Raw genomic sequence first — 15,196 nt, 5'->3', positions numbered from 1 at the left:
GTCTCTTATCCTAACGAGAACCCTCTACGGCATCAATTGCCGCGATGACACTACCGCGGAATCCTGTCTGCTCGAGAGCAGCGACACCCTGGATTGTCGTTCCTCCTGGGGAGCATACAGCATCCTTCATTACAGCAGGGGCAAGCCCTGTTTCCAGCTGCAAGGCACCCGCTCCCTTTACCATACCTGCAGCAAGTCGATATGCGGTCGCACGAGCGAGACCATACTTCACTCCTGCATCTGCTAATGCTTCCATGAACATCGCTGCATAGGCTGGTCCGCACCCTACTAATGTACCTGCTACGGATAGATGTGCAGCGTCGACAAATTCAACTGTTGCGATAGGATCAAAAAGTTTGCGAAAAGTCGCCAGCTCATTGTCTCTCAGCGTGTGCGTAGCCTCTGCAACGACGACTCCCTCACCGATAGCAATAGGAGTATTAGGGATAGTAGAGATGTGATGAGACTGAGCGCCAAGAAGATCAGTCCAGTATGAATTCAATTTTCCTGCAGCAAGAGAAATCACAGTCTTGCTCGCCCAGTCAACACTAGCCTTAAATTCATTAAAAATAGCATCAATTTGATACGGTTTAACCGCTACGATGATGATATCGCTGGCATCCACTACCTCTCGAGCATTTTTCATTGCTTCAACTCCACGAGGCTGTGTTTTTGCAGGCAGTGCTTGATAATGTGCTGCGCATGCTACGATTTTCATATCGCGCACAGTACACGTCTTACGCCATCCATCGACGATAGCTGTCGCCATATTTCCAAATCCGATAAAGCCAACTGTCTGTGCCATTACTGCAAACCTTCCAAATCGCCAAGACTTAATGCCTCGTTATACAAGTGCTTAAAAACATCGGCTGTGCGAGCACCGTCATGCTCAAACTCACTCGTTACCCATGCATGGGAATTACCTACGCGAGATAGTGTGTCGAGCTGTAGATGTGAGTCGACATACATATCATTGAAATACACAGCACAATGTATTGGAACCTCATTGCGCTCCAGCTGATTGATGTCATAAATTGTGCCCCAATGAGTATCCTGCATCATGACATCTACTGCTGGCTTAAAGGCGCGAAGAGCACTATCCTCCTCAAAAATTTCTGGGAGTGCCGCTTCGCCGATGAGTATGACAGGGCGAGCCGTCTCATCGAACTCAGGTGTATGACGTAAAACGTCATTTGCTGCCCAATTAATGGGAGCAATATCCTCATGCGCATAGATAAATTCTTGGAGTACCCAGTACAATTCATCACCGTACGATGTAGTACTGCTGAAAAGTTCCATGAGGAAACCATCAGAAAGCACTTTTCCTGCATTCCCATCTTCTTCACTAAACGCGGTGTCGATAGTCCAATGCATCCGTTCAAAGCTTGGCTTCATGCCGAAATCTGCGCCAAGCATTTGCAGGCGACGTACAGATACGGGGTCGCCATTGGGAAGAGTGACATTCCCCTCAGCAATAATGTCAGCAATGCGGCTTACTCGTTGCGCATCATCAGGATATCGCTCATAATACTGCTGAGTCTTTGCTATCATGCGCGGGACAGTATGTTCATACACTTCATGTGCATTCATAGGGATATGTGGAATTCCACCGGTCACAAAACTTGCCGAAACTGCTTGAGGGAAGAGCGACAGATATGTCATAGTCAAGAAGCCACCATAGCTCTGCCCCATAGTCGCCCATTTCTTGCCGCTAAATTCAGTAAGACGGATGAATTCACAGTCACGGATGATAGAGTCTGCAAGAAAATTCTTGAGGAATGTTGCCGTCTCTTGTGCATTGCCTCCACGACGACGAATCACACGTGAATCCACGCGAGATGAGCGTCCCGTTCCTCGCTGATCGATGAGCACCACACGAAAATGTTTCACAGCTTCTTTAAGCCATGGAATGGAATCTACAGACATAGGTCGGGGACCCATGCCGCCTGGCCCTCCTTGGAGGAAGATCATCAGCGGCAAATCACGGTTTACATTCTCAGCAGAGGTAACCACACGATAGAAAATCTTGATTTCTTCACCGCTGAAAGTCTCAGCTGGTGGCTGAGTAAGCAAGCTGTCCCACTCCCAGTGCAAAGGCACACTGACGACATTATCTACCACATGTAAGCCCGGAACGTAATAGCGTGAAATTTCAGTCATACATGAAGTGTAGCGCATTCAAACGGCAAACGCTGGATGAGCTGGATGAGGATTCTCACTGACACTATTACAACGTATCGTTCTGCTCTTTATAGTCGAAGTGTTTGAAGCGAGCATCTGCTCTATACCCAGATACATCGACGCATGCCAAACCTACAAACGCTCCCGTAAAGAACCCCCCATAAGTTTGATTGACATATTCATCAGAGAGAAGCGCTGCATCAAGTTGTACTGGAATTTCATGCCAATTCTCCCCATCGAAGGAGTACTCATACGTATACGACTGAGTACGCACTTTCGTTTTTAGCCATACACCACTGATACCATCTGGTATAGCGATTGCCTTATCTTGCAGGAAAGTCGTATATGTCTGGCGGTTATTTTGAGCTACATCGATGACTCGGCATTCGCGTTTTTCATCCCACGTGACATAGATCCATGACCAGCAAAAATCGTTATAGTAGTTCGTTAATCCCGCCATTGCCATATATGTTGTGGGATTAAATTCGAGATAGACGTGTGAGTCAAAATTAAAAGCTTGCCAACGTCGCGCGACAAGAGACAAATCAAACAGGTTTCTTAGGGAGCCCTGTCCATGAAGGACAAGTTCTCCGTCTCCTACGTGCCCCATTTTCTCTGTGAACGGGACACGCAGAGTATTCCAATTCAAGTCGAGTTTATGAGAGTCAAATTCATCATGCTGATTGTGATGGCTGGGTACATCTGTTGCGATTCCATCACGCGGAGCATCTACATAACGTTGACCGCCATGACCACCTACGATGTACGGCCATCCGTCATCATCCCATTCAACTTGCTGAATAGATGTCTCGCGTCCTAGCGTGCTCCATCCACGCGGATCATATGCTGGTTCATTGTCGTGATGCCACGGGCGAGCGCACAAAGATGCGTAGTACCACTGCCCTGAAGGAGTATTTACAAGAGCGCCATGCCCTTGTTTTTGTAAGTACGAATCAGGAGTGTCAAAATTCGTAATGAATGGGTTACTCGGCATTCCCTCAAAGCTCATTGCTTCCAAGGTTTGTGAACGAGCCACGGACTCCTGATGCGTATAGACAGTACCTCCTTCTGCACAGAAGAGATAATAATATCCGTTAATTTTATAAAGATGTGGTCCCTCTACAAGTTTTGCTTTCGTGCCGCGCCATATGGTCCGCGCAGTTTCAGGCTTGAGAGTCATGGTCGACGTATCAAACTCTGTCAGAGTAATTCCATCGAAAGGATGATGATACTCTCTAAAATCCCACGTTTGCTGAACTAAATATTTACGTCCATCATCATCGTGAAATAGCGATGCATCAAAACCGGTAAAATTTAAGCGAATCGGGTCAGACCACGGTCCGCGTATATCTTCGGCAGTAACAAGATAGTTAGTACCATCCTTAAAGGCGCCATCTACCATCGAAATATTCGAATAGACCAACCAAAATTTACCATCAGCATAACTTAAGTCAGGAGCCCACACTCCTCCAGAAGACGGTACACCGCGCATGTCAATTTGTTCAGGTCTCGTGAGTGGACTCGGTATAAGGCTCCAGTGAATCATATCTTGTGATTCATGCAAACGAACGCCTGGGAACCATTCAAATGTCGAATTTGCGATATAGTAGGTGTCTCCTACACGAATCATTGACGGATCTGCGTTAAAACCTGGGAGTACAGGATTAGAAATCTTCATTATATTTTCCTCTCCGATGAAGAAATGGATAGAAAATAAATCGTATGAAAAGAAGTGACGGGCTGTGAGTGACGACGAAAACAGCCCGCCACACATCTTAATTGCTCTTAACCTTTGACTGCGCCTGCTAGTCCGCCTACTATCTTCTTCTGGAAAATAGTGAAACAGATCAGCGCAGGAATCATGCTCAATGCTGTAAATGCCAGTACTTGCGCCGTATCTACAGAGTGCTGAGTGCTAAACATCTGTACGCCCAGCGGTAATGTATACTTTGATGAGTCATTGAGTAAGAACAGCGGTAACATGTACGCATTCCAGCTTGCGACGAAGGCTAAAATACCAACCGTCGCTACACCCGGCCAACTCAGCGGAAGTACCATACGGAAGAAGAATCCCAAGCGTGAAGAACCGTCAATCATTGCAGCTTCCTCAAGCTCTTGCGGTATCGATTGCAAGAATGGGACCAAGATAATAATTGCTTGAGGCAGACCGAATGCAATCTGTGGCAAAATGAGTCCGGCATGAGAATTGAGTAAATGTAATTGTTTGAGTAGCAAATATAACGGCGTAATTGCTACCGTTATAGGGAACATCATTCCTGCCGCAAAGAGCGAATACATCACATTACGCAACCGGAAATTATATCGCGCAAGTACAAAACTCACCATGAGGCTCAGTACGACAATCCCTACCATGGTTGCTACAGAAACGATCAGCGAATTGACAAGCTCATGCCAAAATATATTCGAGGTAAAAACCACACGATAGTTCTCTAGATTCCACGGGTTTGGAAGACCAGCAGGATCTCGAGTAATCTGAGAATTTGTCCTAAATCCTCCGATGATGATGTATACCACTGGAAGTATGCAGATAAGAACAAGAATGAAAGATAGCAGATATACTACCGGATGCCCCCATGGCGTCTTCTGGGACTTACGCATCTTCAGTGGATCATATGTATGCTGTGATGAACGTACACTCATCGTGCCACCTTCTTACCGTTCTTCCTATTTTTTACAGTATTTTCCCGTGTTGTAATCGCACCATCAAGATCTCTATTCAGCACAAAATGTTGATAGCTTAATGCGATAACGAGAGAAATGACGAAAATCACGACTGCAACTGCTGAACCATAACCGTAATTATTTGCCAATCTTCCTTCGCGCACCATGTAGGTCGCCATAGTGGATGTGCCTGCAGTCGACGAGACATATTGTCCCCAAATGATATAGACCAAGTCGAAGAGCTGAAGCGAACCAATGATAGACATAAATGCCCAAATACGAATAGTCGGAGCGAGCAATGGAAGAGTAATGCTCCACTGCTGCTGCCAGAAACCAGCCCCGTCAACTTTTGCAGCCTCATATAAGTCTTCTGGAATAGACTGCATACCTGCAATCATCAATATCACAGCGAAGCCTATATATTTCCATGTGATGATAAGCATCAACGTCCAAAACGCAATCTTAGGATCAGAAATCCAATCAGCGCCAGGCAAACCCCAACTCTTCAAAATCGCATTGACAGCACCGGTTGTTTGAAGCATTAACGACCAACCTGTACCTACGATTACTTCAGAGACCACATACGGCACAAAGATAAGAGTACGAATGATAGCGCGCCCCTTAAACTTCTGATTTAGTAAGAGCGCAAACAAAATTGCTAACGGTGCCTGAATTACGAGGGACGCCACCAAGATGAGCATGGTATGTAAAAATGCCTGCTGGAAATTCGCATCTTGGAAGATGACCACATAGTTCTGCAAACCTATGAATGTACCGTTAACATTTGGCTTTCCATACCCCTTCCACTTAAAGAAGCCATAGTATGCTGCCATAAACACTGGCAAGATGACAAAGCCAAGGAACATTATCAGCGCTGGTCCCGAAAGGACAGCAATCTCAATGCCTTTTTGAAGCTTATCTTTGCGTATAGAAGAAACTCGCGATCGAGCTTTAATGTGTGTCGCACTCATGATAGTCTCCCTTGACTCACATGTCACATAACAATTAAAGAATGGTTTACAACGTCATTTATTGGAAGGAGCAGGACTACGCTAGGTCCGATGAATGGGAATACTGCATCTGCTTAACGCAGTCCTGCACATATGCGATGTCTAGCTTCGCTAAACACGTCTAGTCTTTAGATTTATCCCTTAGACTTATCCCTTCTTTGCTGCAGCTTCTACTGTTTTGATAATGTCAGTCGCAGTTCCTTTGCCTGCAAGTAAGTTCACTACGCCCTCATTAAGCGCATTACCCACATTCTGACCAAGGACCGTATCAAGCCACAAGGACTCTGAACTTGCTTTCTTGTAGACATCCATAGCCTCAAGAATCGCAGGATTCGTCAAGACACCTTGAGCACTCTCAGCGGCAGGAATCGTAGCGAACGCAGTAGCATACTTTTCCTGATATTCCTTCGTCGAAATAAAATTGAGGAAGTCTACGGCTTCTTTTGGAGCATTCGCACTGACAGCCATGGCATCTGCTCCACCCATAATCGCAGTAGGGTCACCCTGACCTCCATCGATCTTAGGGAAAGCAAAGTAGCCGAGGTCCTTCATATCCTTCTTATCAGGAGTCAAATCACGAATTACGCCCGGATCCCAAGACCCCATAAGCTCCATCGCTGCCATGTGGTTTGCAATCAAACCTGCTGATGAGCTTGCACCCTGCTGTGCAGGAGTAGTCAAGTAGCCATCGTTGAACGCATTCAAATCCTTGAGTTTCTGAACATCTTCGCCTGCACGGACCCAGCATTTATCCGAGAAATTCTTGGTCTTCTGCGCCTGAGTAAACGCTTTAGATGAGCACTCACGCAATGCAAACCAATAGTACCAATGCGCAGCAGGCCACGCGTCTTTACCTCCCAAAGCAATCGGTGTAATGCCAGCAGCTTTCAACTTTGCTACTGCATCTGTAAATTCTGCCCACGTCGTAGGAGTTTGAGTAATGCCTGCCTTCGCAAACAAATCTTTCGAGTACCAGAAACCACCAGGCAATGCATCTAATGGCATACCATAAATCTTGCCGTCGATAGTCTGTGACGTCAGTGCAATCTTCATCTCTTTCTTTGCATTACTGCTCAGCTTGTCAGTAATATCCATAACCTGACCAGCTTCAACCTGATCGCGAAGCTTCTGCCCTCCACGACTAAGGAAAATATCTGGCGCGGAATCAGGATCCTGCAAAGCTGTCTGAAGCTTTCCATCCATATCCTCATTCTGAATCGCCTCAATCTTGACGTTGACCTTAGGATTCTTTGTCATATAGTCCTTAGCAGCATCTTTCCAGAACTTAACACCATCGCCGGTGGTGGAATTCTGCCATACAACAACCTCTGTCTTTCCATCAGCGCTGCCGCTAGAAGAACTTGAGCATGCCGCCATGCTGACGAGCGTCACAGCAGCTAAACCTGCTGCAGCTATCTGTTGAAACTTCATTGTCTTTCTCCTAACACACTACCATCATTGGTAACTTTCGAAACTTTCGAGAATATGATAGAAGTTTTTTCTTCTCCTCCATCTTTGGAAGAGATTTATAACAATTTTCACTACCACTTTCTCTATTTTTCCGACAATTTCATGGTATTATCTTGAACTTAATTAGTCAACTCATCAAACTATTACTCTATGTATCTCATTGCTCCATCTGCCACATCACAGGCTAATTTTCAATGCTTTAAGAGAAATTCCCCTACAATAATTTTGAAAAAATTCGAAACTTTCGTAAACTTATTAGCATAAGCGCGTTAGCAAACACTGTTAGTAGCTTTACGAAGCCCTTTGTAACGCTACGTCGCGCGCCACATAGCGTACCGTATTGCGGAAAGAATACTCCCATGACATCACACTCATCGCATGTAAATTCTCAGAAACAATTATCCGATATCGCCGAGGAAACCGGATACTCTATCGCGACTGTATCAAAGGTGCTCAATGGGCGCTCAGACGTTGCACCGGAAACGCGCGAAGTGATTACACACGCCTTAAAGCAAGCACACTATGCCCGCCGCACAAATTTATCTGCAAAAAGCAGTTACATCGAAGTCGTTCTCCAGTCTTACGACACTGTATGGAGTCTTGAAGTACTGCGTAGCGTACTCAACAGCGCAAAACCTTATGGACTCAGTGTCATTGCAACCGAGAGCGGAGACCGCACGCACCCTGATAGCGATTGGATCAATGGCGTCATTCGGCGCGCACCATACGGAGTCATTCTCGTGTTCTCCAAACTTACTAGCGTGGAACACAAAAAACTCGACGAGCATCATATCCCCTATGTCATACTTGACCCTGCTGGAAACCCCAATGCCGCAGATTACTCCGTTCAAGCAGATGACTGGACTGGAGGGCTTGCTGCCACACGCCATCTCATAGAGCTTGGGCATACACGCATCGGAATTCTGACGGGACCGATGTCCATGCTATGTTCCCGAGCGAGATTTGACGGTTATAAAGCAGCACTCGATGAAGCTCATTTAGATTTCGACCCATCTGTCGTACGAGAGGGAACTTTCAACACTCTATCCTCCTTTAAGCCCGCCATGAGTCTCTTATCACAAGAAAACCGCCCAAGCGCCATTTTCGGATCCAGCGATTTGCAATGCATGGCTCTCTATGAAGCTGCGCGACGCTTAAATATCTCCATCCCCAACGATTTATCCATTGTAGGATTTGACGATATCCAAAGTGCGCAATTTTTGAGCCCACAATTGACTACCGTTCGCCAGCCGATAGATTTGATGGCGCAGTCTGCCCTCGAAATGATTTCAGCACAGCAGAAACATCAAAAAACTCTTACAAAACGTGCGATACTCCCCACGCGTCTTGTCGTCAGAGACTCCACGCAGACTTTCATTCCGCAAAATACCTCAGCATCTACGCCAGATTCTGACCTTACAACTGTTTGTCCGCATGATCGTCAATAAAGTCATAAATCACGTTATCTACCGCGCTGCTCCAAAAGTTTCCCTCATGCTCACCTCCTCGTACTTTTATACAACGCACATCACTACCTGTATCACGAAGCAGATGATAGAGCTTTAATGTCTCGTCGATATTGACAATCTCGTCAGCATCACCGTGAAGGAGCAGCAAAGGAGGATACTTTTTCTGGTGTGAGACAATACGTACAGGACTCATATCCCATGCTCTCTGACGAATAATTTCATCAGTATTATCCCAGCTTTGAGTCTGACTCATACCGACGATAGGCTTCTCACAACCGACGATATCTGGGCTAGGATTACGCTCTTCTCCGCTCAAAATGCCATAAATATCGCTCGGCGCAAAGCATGAGACAACGTAGTCAACGGCATCATTTATACCAGAATTCGTGCCGTCATCATATCGTTTATCACCTGCTGTCATAGCTACAAGAAGCGCAGCATTTGCCCCAGAAGAAGTTCCCCATATCCCCACACGTTTACTGTCAATGTGATATCGCGAAGCATGAAGCTTTAAGAATCGAATTGCAGATTTCACATCCTCAAGGTAGGCAGGAAACGGGTTTTCTCCTTGTAAACTGTCACGGTGACTAATAGTTGCTACAACATATCCTCGTGCACTGAGATTAAGCAATCTTCCAAAGGCATACAAACGATGAGGAGTCGTCCACCCGCTACCTTGGACGAATACAACGAGCGGATATTTTTCATCAAAACGCTCTGCTCTCATCGGAGCAATAATGTCCATAACTGCTTGGGGAACATCGTCTTTATATCGGACTGAATCGCAGATGGCAAATTCTCCATCGAATGTATCACTCGCAAGTACACTGTCAATAACTCTCTCGTTAGCACTATCCGAATGAGGCAAGTACGTGTCACGTAGATCCATGTTCCATGCTCCTTTGCAATTATTCATGCTGAATCTATCTCTCTATAGTAACGCTTAACTCATATCCCTCATTCGAGGGATAACGTCGCACAGCGCAAAATGTTAGCGTGAAAAAGTGAGTGAAGTGTACGACCATCCCATTCGTGTAATCGTGGTGGAAGACCAAACTCTCATCAACGAAGGTATTCGCATGCTCGTAGAGCGCGATTCGACAATTCATGTCATTGCTCAAGCGTATAACGGCAATCAAGCTATTGAAATGGCACATTCACTTCATCCTGATGTCATTCTCATGGATATACGCATGCCGTTCGTAGATGGGATTCAGGCTACGCAAGCTATTAAGCATGCTTTACCTCACACTCACGTTATTATTCTGACATCATACGATTCGCCAAAACACCGTTTCTACGCGCACGAGTTCGGCGCGAGTGAGTTTCTGCTCAAAGACATCGATGCAGATGACTTATGCGCCACCATCCGCGAAGTAGCACACCACGACACCGCTTACCGTAATAGTTCTAGTTCACTTCCTTCCACTGCATATGTAAGTCGCACGCTTAACTCTTCTACCATTCCACACGGGAGCAGTCTCGCTGATGAGGAGTTTAATGAACTTACTCAGCGCGAGCGCGATGTCATCATACAGATTGCAGAAGGCGAAACGAATGAGCAAGTAGCTCGTTCTCTCCACATCTCTGTAGAAACTGTCAAAACGCACATTAAGCACATTCTACCGAAAATTCATGCAACGAACCGTTCACAAATCGTAGCGTTTGCTTATGAAAACGCGCTGCTCTATAAGTACAATCCTTATACACCGTCACACCAGATTTATGACGATAGACGCCCTTCCACACATTAGGTTTGCCTCCAGCTAGAGTACACCTTATGGCATCGTCAAAGTTGAGTAGCTCAGAGCATGATGTTTTGAGACTGATTATCCGCAACTCAGGCATTTCTCGCAATGAACTGGCACAAACCACAGGTTTGAGCATGACTACTATTGCTCATACATTGAAAAAGCTCAAAGAGCTTCGCTATATCACTCACACACGTTCAAATATCGCTTCTCAAGGTGGCAGGCCTTCCGATTCTTATAGTTTTGCATATTCACGGTGTATCTGCATAGGCGTAATGGTACGCAGTAACGTTATTCATCTCATAGCAACGAATTTACGCGGCGACGTCGTTCATCACAACTCTTTTAACCTTACGGATTTTCATACGGCAAGTTTCTATGATGGCCTTGCGCTAGCAATCGAAAAATTTATTTGTACTTCACATATCGATACGCGCCACATCCGCGGCATTGGAGTAACTGTTGCTTCGCAAGCGGCAACAGATGACTCTAGTGAGACGCTCCTTCAATCTGCGATTGAGTCTCACGTCCCCTACCCCGTACGCATCATGCGCGAACCATTAGCACTCGCGGCAGCCGAAACGCTTTATATGCCCGAGATATCTCATGCAGTCTGCCTGTATCTCAACACCACGATGAGTAGTGCTTTTATCGAGGACTACCGTTACGTAAAAAACGCAAGTTTCGTTGAGCATATGACACTCTATCCGTATATGCCTTCATCATCAACCCACCTATCGCCCCTAGACAGTCCTTCACCTTTAGTGTGCGACTGTGGTCAGCACGGATGCGCAAACCTCTATTGCAGCGCACAAGCATTGCTCCACTCAACTGCTCATCCGGCTCAATCTGTCCAAAACTTCATGAACACGATACGCGACGGTGACTACGCCGCCAATCGCGTCTTTGACACGTATAAAAATTCCCTTGCTTTGCTTATCCACAACATCCGCATGGTCCATCGCATACCAGTCATCATCGGAGGTGAAGTGGCAAAATATATGGATAGTGCCGACATTGTAGAATTACGCTCACGCACGCGCACCCTTGCTCCCCAAACTCTCATACCTGAGCTTGTGGCAGGTACGACACCCTCGGTGATAAAAAGTGTCTGTCACAGCAATCAAGCCATCATTGGAGCTGCATATGTACTTGCACAGGACTATTTAGATTCTCTCTTGTCCTAGGTCTCATACGACGAATGACAAGAGAGAAAGAAGATATAAAGCTCGGCTTAAATTTGGCTCAGCACTACTCCTGCGCAAGGCCTGCAGCTCGCACAGCTGCGAAGCCCGCCTTCAAATCATCAAGAATATCATCAATATTCTCTGTACCGATAGAAAGACGGATTGTAGAATTGGTAATTCCTTGAGCGACAAGCTCTTCTTCCGTTTCTTGCGAGTGTGTCGTTGATGCAGGATGAACGACCAAAGACTTAACATCTGCAACGTTGGCGAGGAGGCTAAACAGCTTAAGATTGTCAATGAACACTCTCGCAGCATCTTTGCCACCTTTAATATCAAAGGTAAAGATGGAGCCAGCACCATGAGGGAAATACTTCTTATAAAGAGCATTATCCTTACGACCTTCGATACTTGGATGGCTCACCGATGCAACTTCTGGAACAGTTTGTAAGTATTTAACTACCTTCAGAGCATTATCTACATGACGTTCAACACGCAAGGATAGGGTCTCTGTACCTTGCAAGAGCAAGAACGCATTAAATGGAGATATGCATGCACCAGTGTCACGAAGGAGAATGGCACGAACACGGGTGACGAACGCTGCCCCACCTAGTGCCTCATAGAAATTTAACCCGTGATAACTTGGATCAGCAGTTGTCAAGGTTGGGAACTTACCTGGCACCTCAGCCCAGTTAAAGGTACCCCCTTCGACGATGACACCACCCAAAGAAGTACCATGTCCGCCGATGAACTTCGTCGCAGAGTGAACTACGATATCTGCCCCGTGCTCAAGCGGGCGGAAGAGATAAGGTGTAGCAAACGTATTGTCAACAATTACTGGCACATGATGACGGTGGGCAATCTGAGAAATTGCCTCAAAATCTACCAAATCAGAATTCGGATTTCCAAACGTTTCAAAGAAAACAAGCTTTGTATTGTCTTTGATGGCGTTCTCAAAGTTCTCAGGATCAGACGGGTCAACGAACGTCGTTGTAATGCCATCACGAGGAAGTGTATGTGCAAGCAAGTTGTAAGTACCACCATAAATAGTATTTGCGGCAACGATATGATCACCACTCTGTGTGATATTGCGCACTGCATAATGCACGGCGGATGCACCAGATGCTACAGCCAAACCAGCTGTGCCTCCCTCAAGAGCAGCAATACGCTTCTCAAATACGTCTTGAGTAGAGTTTGTCAGGCGCCCATAGATATTTCCTGCATCAGAAAGATTAAAACGAGCTTCAGCATGGTCAAAGTTCTTAAAAACGTATGACGTAGTCTGATAGATAGGGACAGCGCGTGAATCAGTAGCAGGGTCAGCCTCTTCCTGACCGACGTGGAGCTGGAGTGTTTCAAAACGGTATGCATTATCAGTCATGGTGGTCCTCTCATATTGTGTAAAACTGTTTATGCAACGGTGAGATTCACCATACGCTTCGAAGAAAGGCAACACACGCTTGCACCTATCATGTTTGCTTATAACGCTTTATAAATGCCTCTCTGCGTGGAGTTCTTTGTGTAACTTTCGAAGCTTTATTTCCATGTCGTATCAAAAATCTTCTTGGTAGTCTCAAAGGTCGATCACTGAAAAGATTTATCTTTATGGGGAGAGTAGAATTGTTTCTATGTTTTCTTCATGGCTGAAGAAAACATAGAATTTGAACTTTTGAGGAAGAAAAGGATAATAATGAATCGTAAATTCTCATCCATTCTAGGAATAATTACTATTATTCTAGGTCTAGGATTTATAGTTCCGTCAGCAACTGCAGCAGAGCTCTCAACCTATTACACTGATCCCATAATTTTCGAAAAACGTTGTGACTTCATGATTGGGAATCAATGCTACGATCATTGGGTACCTACCCATGAAACATGTAGAGGTGTATTTAATTGGGGCACACCGACACAGCAACGTCAATGTATGGCAGTTGAAGGTGCCGGATCAAGGGGGTAAATATGAGCATTCCATGGCATGCAATACTGATTGGATTAGGAATTATTGCACTACTCATCTTTATCTCTTATTTCGCCGTCCAGAGTCATCTTGATAGAAAAGCTGAACAACTTCAGCATGGTGACGAATTTGACCGTCAAGCTGCGCGCGAGTTAAGAGAGATATCAAGAAAAATAGATCAGGGAAGGTCATATCCGTAGAAGGACAGCGCGAGATTCCTTAAGATTCTCGTTAAGAAATACCCGAGCATTATGACAAGACTCAAGCATAAGCTCACAGTTAATCCGAAAATATGAACTGCAAGTAGCAAAGTTTTCTCATACGCGATAATGTGAGAGAAACGTTCAGCATCGTGCTCTCTTGTGCCGATTTGCAAATTACGGAGGTCCCTATGACAGATACACACGTACTATATCAGCGTAATCCTTTATACATCCCACGCATCGCAGCAGTTCACGATATGTGTGGCTATGGTAAGTGCTCATTAACTGCTGCCATTCCTATCCTCTCCGCAGTAGGATGTGATGTCTGCCCCGTACCTACCGCACTTTTCTCTGCACACACGATGTACAAAACCTATACCTTCCATGACACTACTGACATTTTGAGCGACTATCTTGATGCATGGAAAGCTGAAAATGTCGAGCTCGACGGTGTCTATTCTGGTTTCTTAGGGTCCCCTACACAAGTTGACCTTGTGGAGCGACTCTATTCAGAGTACCCTTCTGCTCTTCATTTCGTCGATCCGGTCATGGGAGATGGCGGAAAGATGTATCCTACATATACGCAGGAGTTATGCGATGCTACTCGACGTCTCGCACATGGCGCAGATGTGCTCATGCCAAACCTTACTGAGGCTTCAATTCTGACTCGTAGTGAGTATAGTGGGCAAAATATTTCTGATGATCACGTTAACTCCGTGCTGGACGCACTTTTTGCTCTTGGCGCGCATAACATTGTCCTTAAAGGCATCGACCGTGGCGATGGTAAATTGCGCAACTTTGTAGCAACCGAAGAAGGAGGCTCTGCCCACAAAGTCGAGCTCGTTCATGACAAACTTCCGTACATGATTCATGGTACAGGTGATGCTTTTGCTTCTTCGCTGTGCGGTGCAGTCATGGCCGGAAAATCCTTGGAAGAATCGGCTCATATCGCAGGTGAGTTCGTACGTTCTGCTATGGAGTCCACCCGTAATCAGCCTCATTTTGAAGAGCGCGGGGTAAGTTTTGAACTTGTACTGGGCGAGCTTACTCATCTTGTCGATTGATAAGCAAAACCTGACTGAGAGCACCCCGCAATTTTATTCCCTCTTGTCTGCCATACACAGCGGTAAACATGAGATTGAGTAACGACACGGTTATTCACATTCGTTCACATATAAGTTTTTAGCTGTGGTTCGAGCTGCTGAAGTGGTCCACTAGATATATGAACACTTCAGCAGTTTCTTTAACACGTACAATAGATAGCCTCCCCACACACTCATCTTCACAAA

At 45.7% G+C, this 15,196-nt stretch carries 13 protein-coding genes; 5 read left to right on the top strand and 8 right to left on the bottom strand.

The features are described 5' to 3' along the window. Window positions 1–10: 10 nt before the first annotated feature. The 6 genes from proC to ACFQY8_RS03605 all read right to left on the bottom strand — a co-directional run bounded on the left by proC (window position 11) and on the right by ACFQY8_RS03605 (window position 7,304). The gene (gene proC / locus ACFQY8_RS03630) at window positions 11–805 is read right to left on the bottom strand and encodes a pyrroline-5-carboxylate reductase (protein WP_377938548.1); all 795 of its coding nucleotides are present in this window, start codon (window positions 803–805) and stop codon (window positions 11–13) included. Then, window positions 805–2,160 carry an alpha/beta fold hydrolase gene (locus tag ACFQY8_RS03625; protein ID WP_377938547.1) on the bottom strand — a complete coding sequence of 452 codons (1,356 nt, stop codon included), beginning with the start codon at window positions 2,158–2,160 and terminating at the stop codon, window positions 805–807. The genes proC and ACFQY8_RS03625 overlap by 1 nt, the downstream gene beginning before the upstream one ends. Before the next feature lie 67 nt (window positions 2,161–2,227). After that, complete coding sequence (locus ACFQY8_RS03620; protein WP_377938546.1) at window positions 2,228–3,859, bottom strand: glycoside hydrolase family 43 protein; 1,632 nt, start codon at window positions 3,857–3,859, stop codon at window positions 2,228–2,230. A 107-nt stretch (window positions 3,860–3,966) separates the two neighbouring features. Beyond that, window positions 3,967–4,842, bottom strand: coding sequence for a carbohydrate ABC transporter permease (locus tag ACFQY8_RS03615; RefSeq protein WP_377938545.1), 876 nt, complete (start codon window positions 4,840–4,842; stop codon window positions 3,967–3,969). After that, complete coding sequence (locus ACFQY8_RS03610) at window positions 4,839–5,834, bottom strand: carbohydrate ABC transporter permease (RefSeq protein WP_377938544.1); 996 nt, start codon at window positions 5,832–5,834, stop codon at window positions 4,839–4,841. The genes ACFQY8_RS03615 and ACFQY8_RS03610 overlap by 4 nt, the downstream gene beginning before the upstream one ends. A gap of 186 nt (window positions 5,835–6,020) precedes the next feature. Continuing rightward, window positions 6,021–7,304: an ABC transporter substrate-binding protein gene (locus ACFQY8_RS03605; RefSeq protein WP_377938543.1), complete on the bottom strand. Its 1,284-nt coding sequence runs from the start codon at window positions 7,302–7,304 to the stop codon at window positions 6,021–6,023. 398 nt (window positions 7,305–7,702) lie between these two features. On the opposite strand from ACFQY8_RS03605, the gene ACFQY8_RS03600 reads away from it, so the two are divergent. Next, entirely contained in the window at window positions 7,703–8,791 is a 1,089-nt protein-coding gene (locus ACFQY8_RS03600; RefSeq protein ID WP_377938542.1) for a LacI family DNA-binding transcriptional regulator, read from the top strand. Here ACFQY8_RS03600 and ACFQY8_RS03595 read toward each other — a convergent pair. Continuing rightward, window positions 8,760–9,701, bottom strand: coding sequence for a prolyl oligopeptidase family serine peptidase (locus tag ACFQY8_RS03595; RefSeq protein ID WP_377938541.1), 942 nt, complete (start codon window positions 9,699–9,701; stop codon window positions 8,760–8,762). The genes ACFQY8_RS03600 and ACFQY8_RS03595 overlap by 32 nt on opposite strands. 115 nt (window positions 9,702–9,816) lie before the next feature. Between ACFQY8_RS03595 and ACFQY8_RS03590 the strand changes: the two genes are divergently transcribed. Beyond that, window positions 9,817–10,566 carry a response regulator transcription factor gene (locus ACFQY8_RS03590; RefSeq protein WP_377938540.1) on the top strand — a complete coding sequence of 250 codons (750 nt, stop codon included), beginning with the start codon at window positions 9,817–9,819 and terminating at the stop codon, window positions 10,564–10,566. 26 nt (window positions 10,567–10,592) lie between these two features. Beyond that, the gene (locus tag ACFQY8_RS03585; RefSeq protein ID WP_377938539.1) at window positions 10,593–11,750 is read left to right on the top strand and encodes an ROK family transcriptional regulator; all 1,158 of its coding nucleotides are present in this window, start codon (window positions 10,593–10,595) and stop codon (window positions 11,748–11,750) included. A 64-nt stretch (window positions 11,751–11,814) separates the two neighbouring features. Here ACFQY8_RS03585 and ACFQY8_RS03580 read toward each other — a convergent pair whose 3' ends face one another. Continuing rightward, the gene (locus ACFQY8_RS03580; protein WP_377938538.1) at window positions 11,815–13,128 is read right to left on the bottom strand and encodes an O-acetylhomoserine aminocarboxypropyltransferase/cysteine synthase family protein; all 1,314 of its coding nucleotides are present in this window, start codon (window positions 13,126–13,128) and stop codon (window positions 11,815–11,817) included. 578 nt (window positions 13,129–13,706) lie between these two features. Between ACFQY8_RS03580 and ACFQY8_RS03575 the strand changes: the two genes are divergently transcribed. After that, window positions 13,707–13,904: a hypothetical protein gene (locus ACFQY8_RS03575; RefSeq protein ID WP_377938537.1), complete on the top strand. Its 198-nt coding sequence runs from the start codon at window positions 13,707–13,709 to the stop codon at window positions 13,902–13,904. 191 nt (window positions 13,905–14,095) lie between these two features. Beyond that, complete coding sequence (locus ACFQY8_RS03570) at window positions 14,096–14,971, top strand: pyridoxamine kinase (RefSeq protein WP_377938536.1); 876 nt, start codon at window positions 14,096–14,098, stop codon at window positions 14,969–14,971. Window positions 14,972–15,196 lie beyond the last annotated feature (225 nt).

The sequence above is a fragment of the Alloscardovia venturai genome (assembly GCF_042676605.1).
GTDB classification, from domain to species: domain Bacteria; phylum Actinomycetota; class Actinomycetes; order Actinomycetales; family Bifidobacteriaceae; genus Alloscardovia; species Alloscardovia venturai.
Note: the sequence above shows the minus strand (reverse complement) of the source record. Positions and strands in the feature narration are given on the sequence as shown.

Excerpts from the sequence above, each read along its gene's own strand:
- proC (WP_377938548.1), bottom strand. The coding sequence starts at position 805 with ATGGCACAGACAGTTGGCTTTATCGGATTTGGAAATATGGCGACAGCT.
- ACFQY8_RS03625 (WP_377938547.1), bottom strand. The coding sequence starts at position 2,160 with ATGACTGAAATTTCACGCTATTACGTTCCGGGCTTACATGTGGTAGAT.
- ACFQY8_RS03620 (WP_377938546.1), bottom strand. The coding sequence starts at position 3,859 with ATGAAGATTTCTAATCCTGTACTCCCAGGTTTTAACGCAGATCCGTCA.
- ACFQY8_RS03615 (WP_377938545.1), bottom strand. The coding sequence starts at position 4,842 with ATGAGTGTACGTTCATCACAGCATACATATGATCCACTGAAGATGCGT.
- ACFQY8_RS03610 (WP_377938544.1), bottom strand. The coding sequence starts at position 5,834 with ATGAGTGCGACACACATTAAAGCTCGATCGCGAGTTTCTTCTATACGC.
- ACFQY8_RS03605 (WP_377938543.1), bottom strand. The coding sequence starts at position 7,304 with ATGAAGTTTCAACAGATAGCTGCAGCAGGTTTAGCTGCTGTGACGCTC.
- ACFQY8_RS03600 (WP_377938542.1), top strand. The coding sequence starts at position 7,703 with ATGACATCACACTCATCGCATGTAAATTCTCAGAAACAATTATCCGAT.
- ACFQY8_RS03595 (WP_377938541.1), bottom strand. The coding sequence starts at position 9,701 with ATGGATCTACGTGACACGTACTTGCCTCATTCGGATAGTGCTAACGAG.
- ACFQY8_RS03585 (WP_377938539.1), top strand. The coding sequence starts at position 10,593 with ATGGCATCGTCAAAGTTGAGTAGCTCAGAGCATGATGTTTTGAGACTG.
- ACFQY8_RS03580 (WP_377938538.1), bottom strand. The coding sequence starts at position 13,128 with ATGACTGATAATGCATACCGTTTTGAAACACTCCAGCTCCACGTCGGT.
- ACFQY8_RS03575 (WP_377938537.1), top strand. The coding sequence starts at position 13,707 with ATGAGCATTCCATGGCATGCAATACTGATTGGATTAGGAATTATTGCA.
- ACFQY8_RS03570 (WP_377938536.1), top strand. The coding sequence starts at position 14,096 with ATGACAGATACACACGTACTATATCAGCGTAATCCTTTATACATCCCA.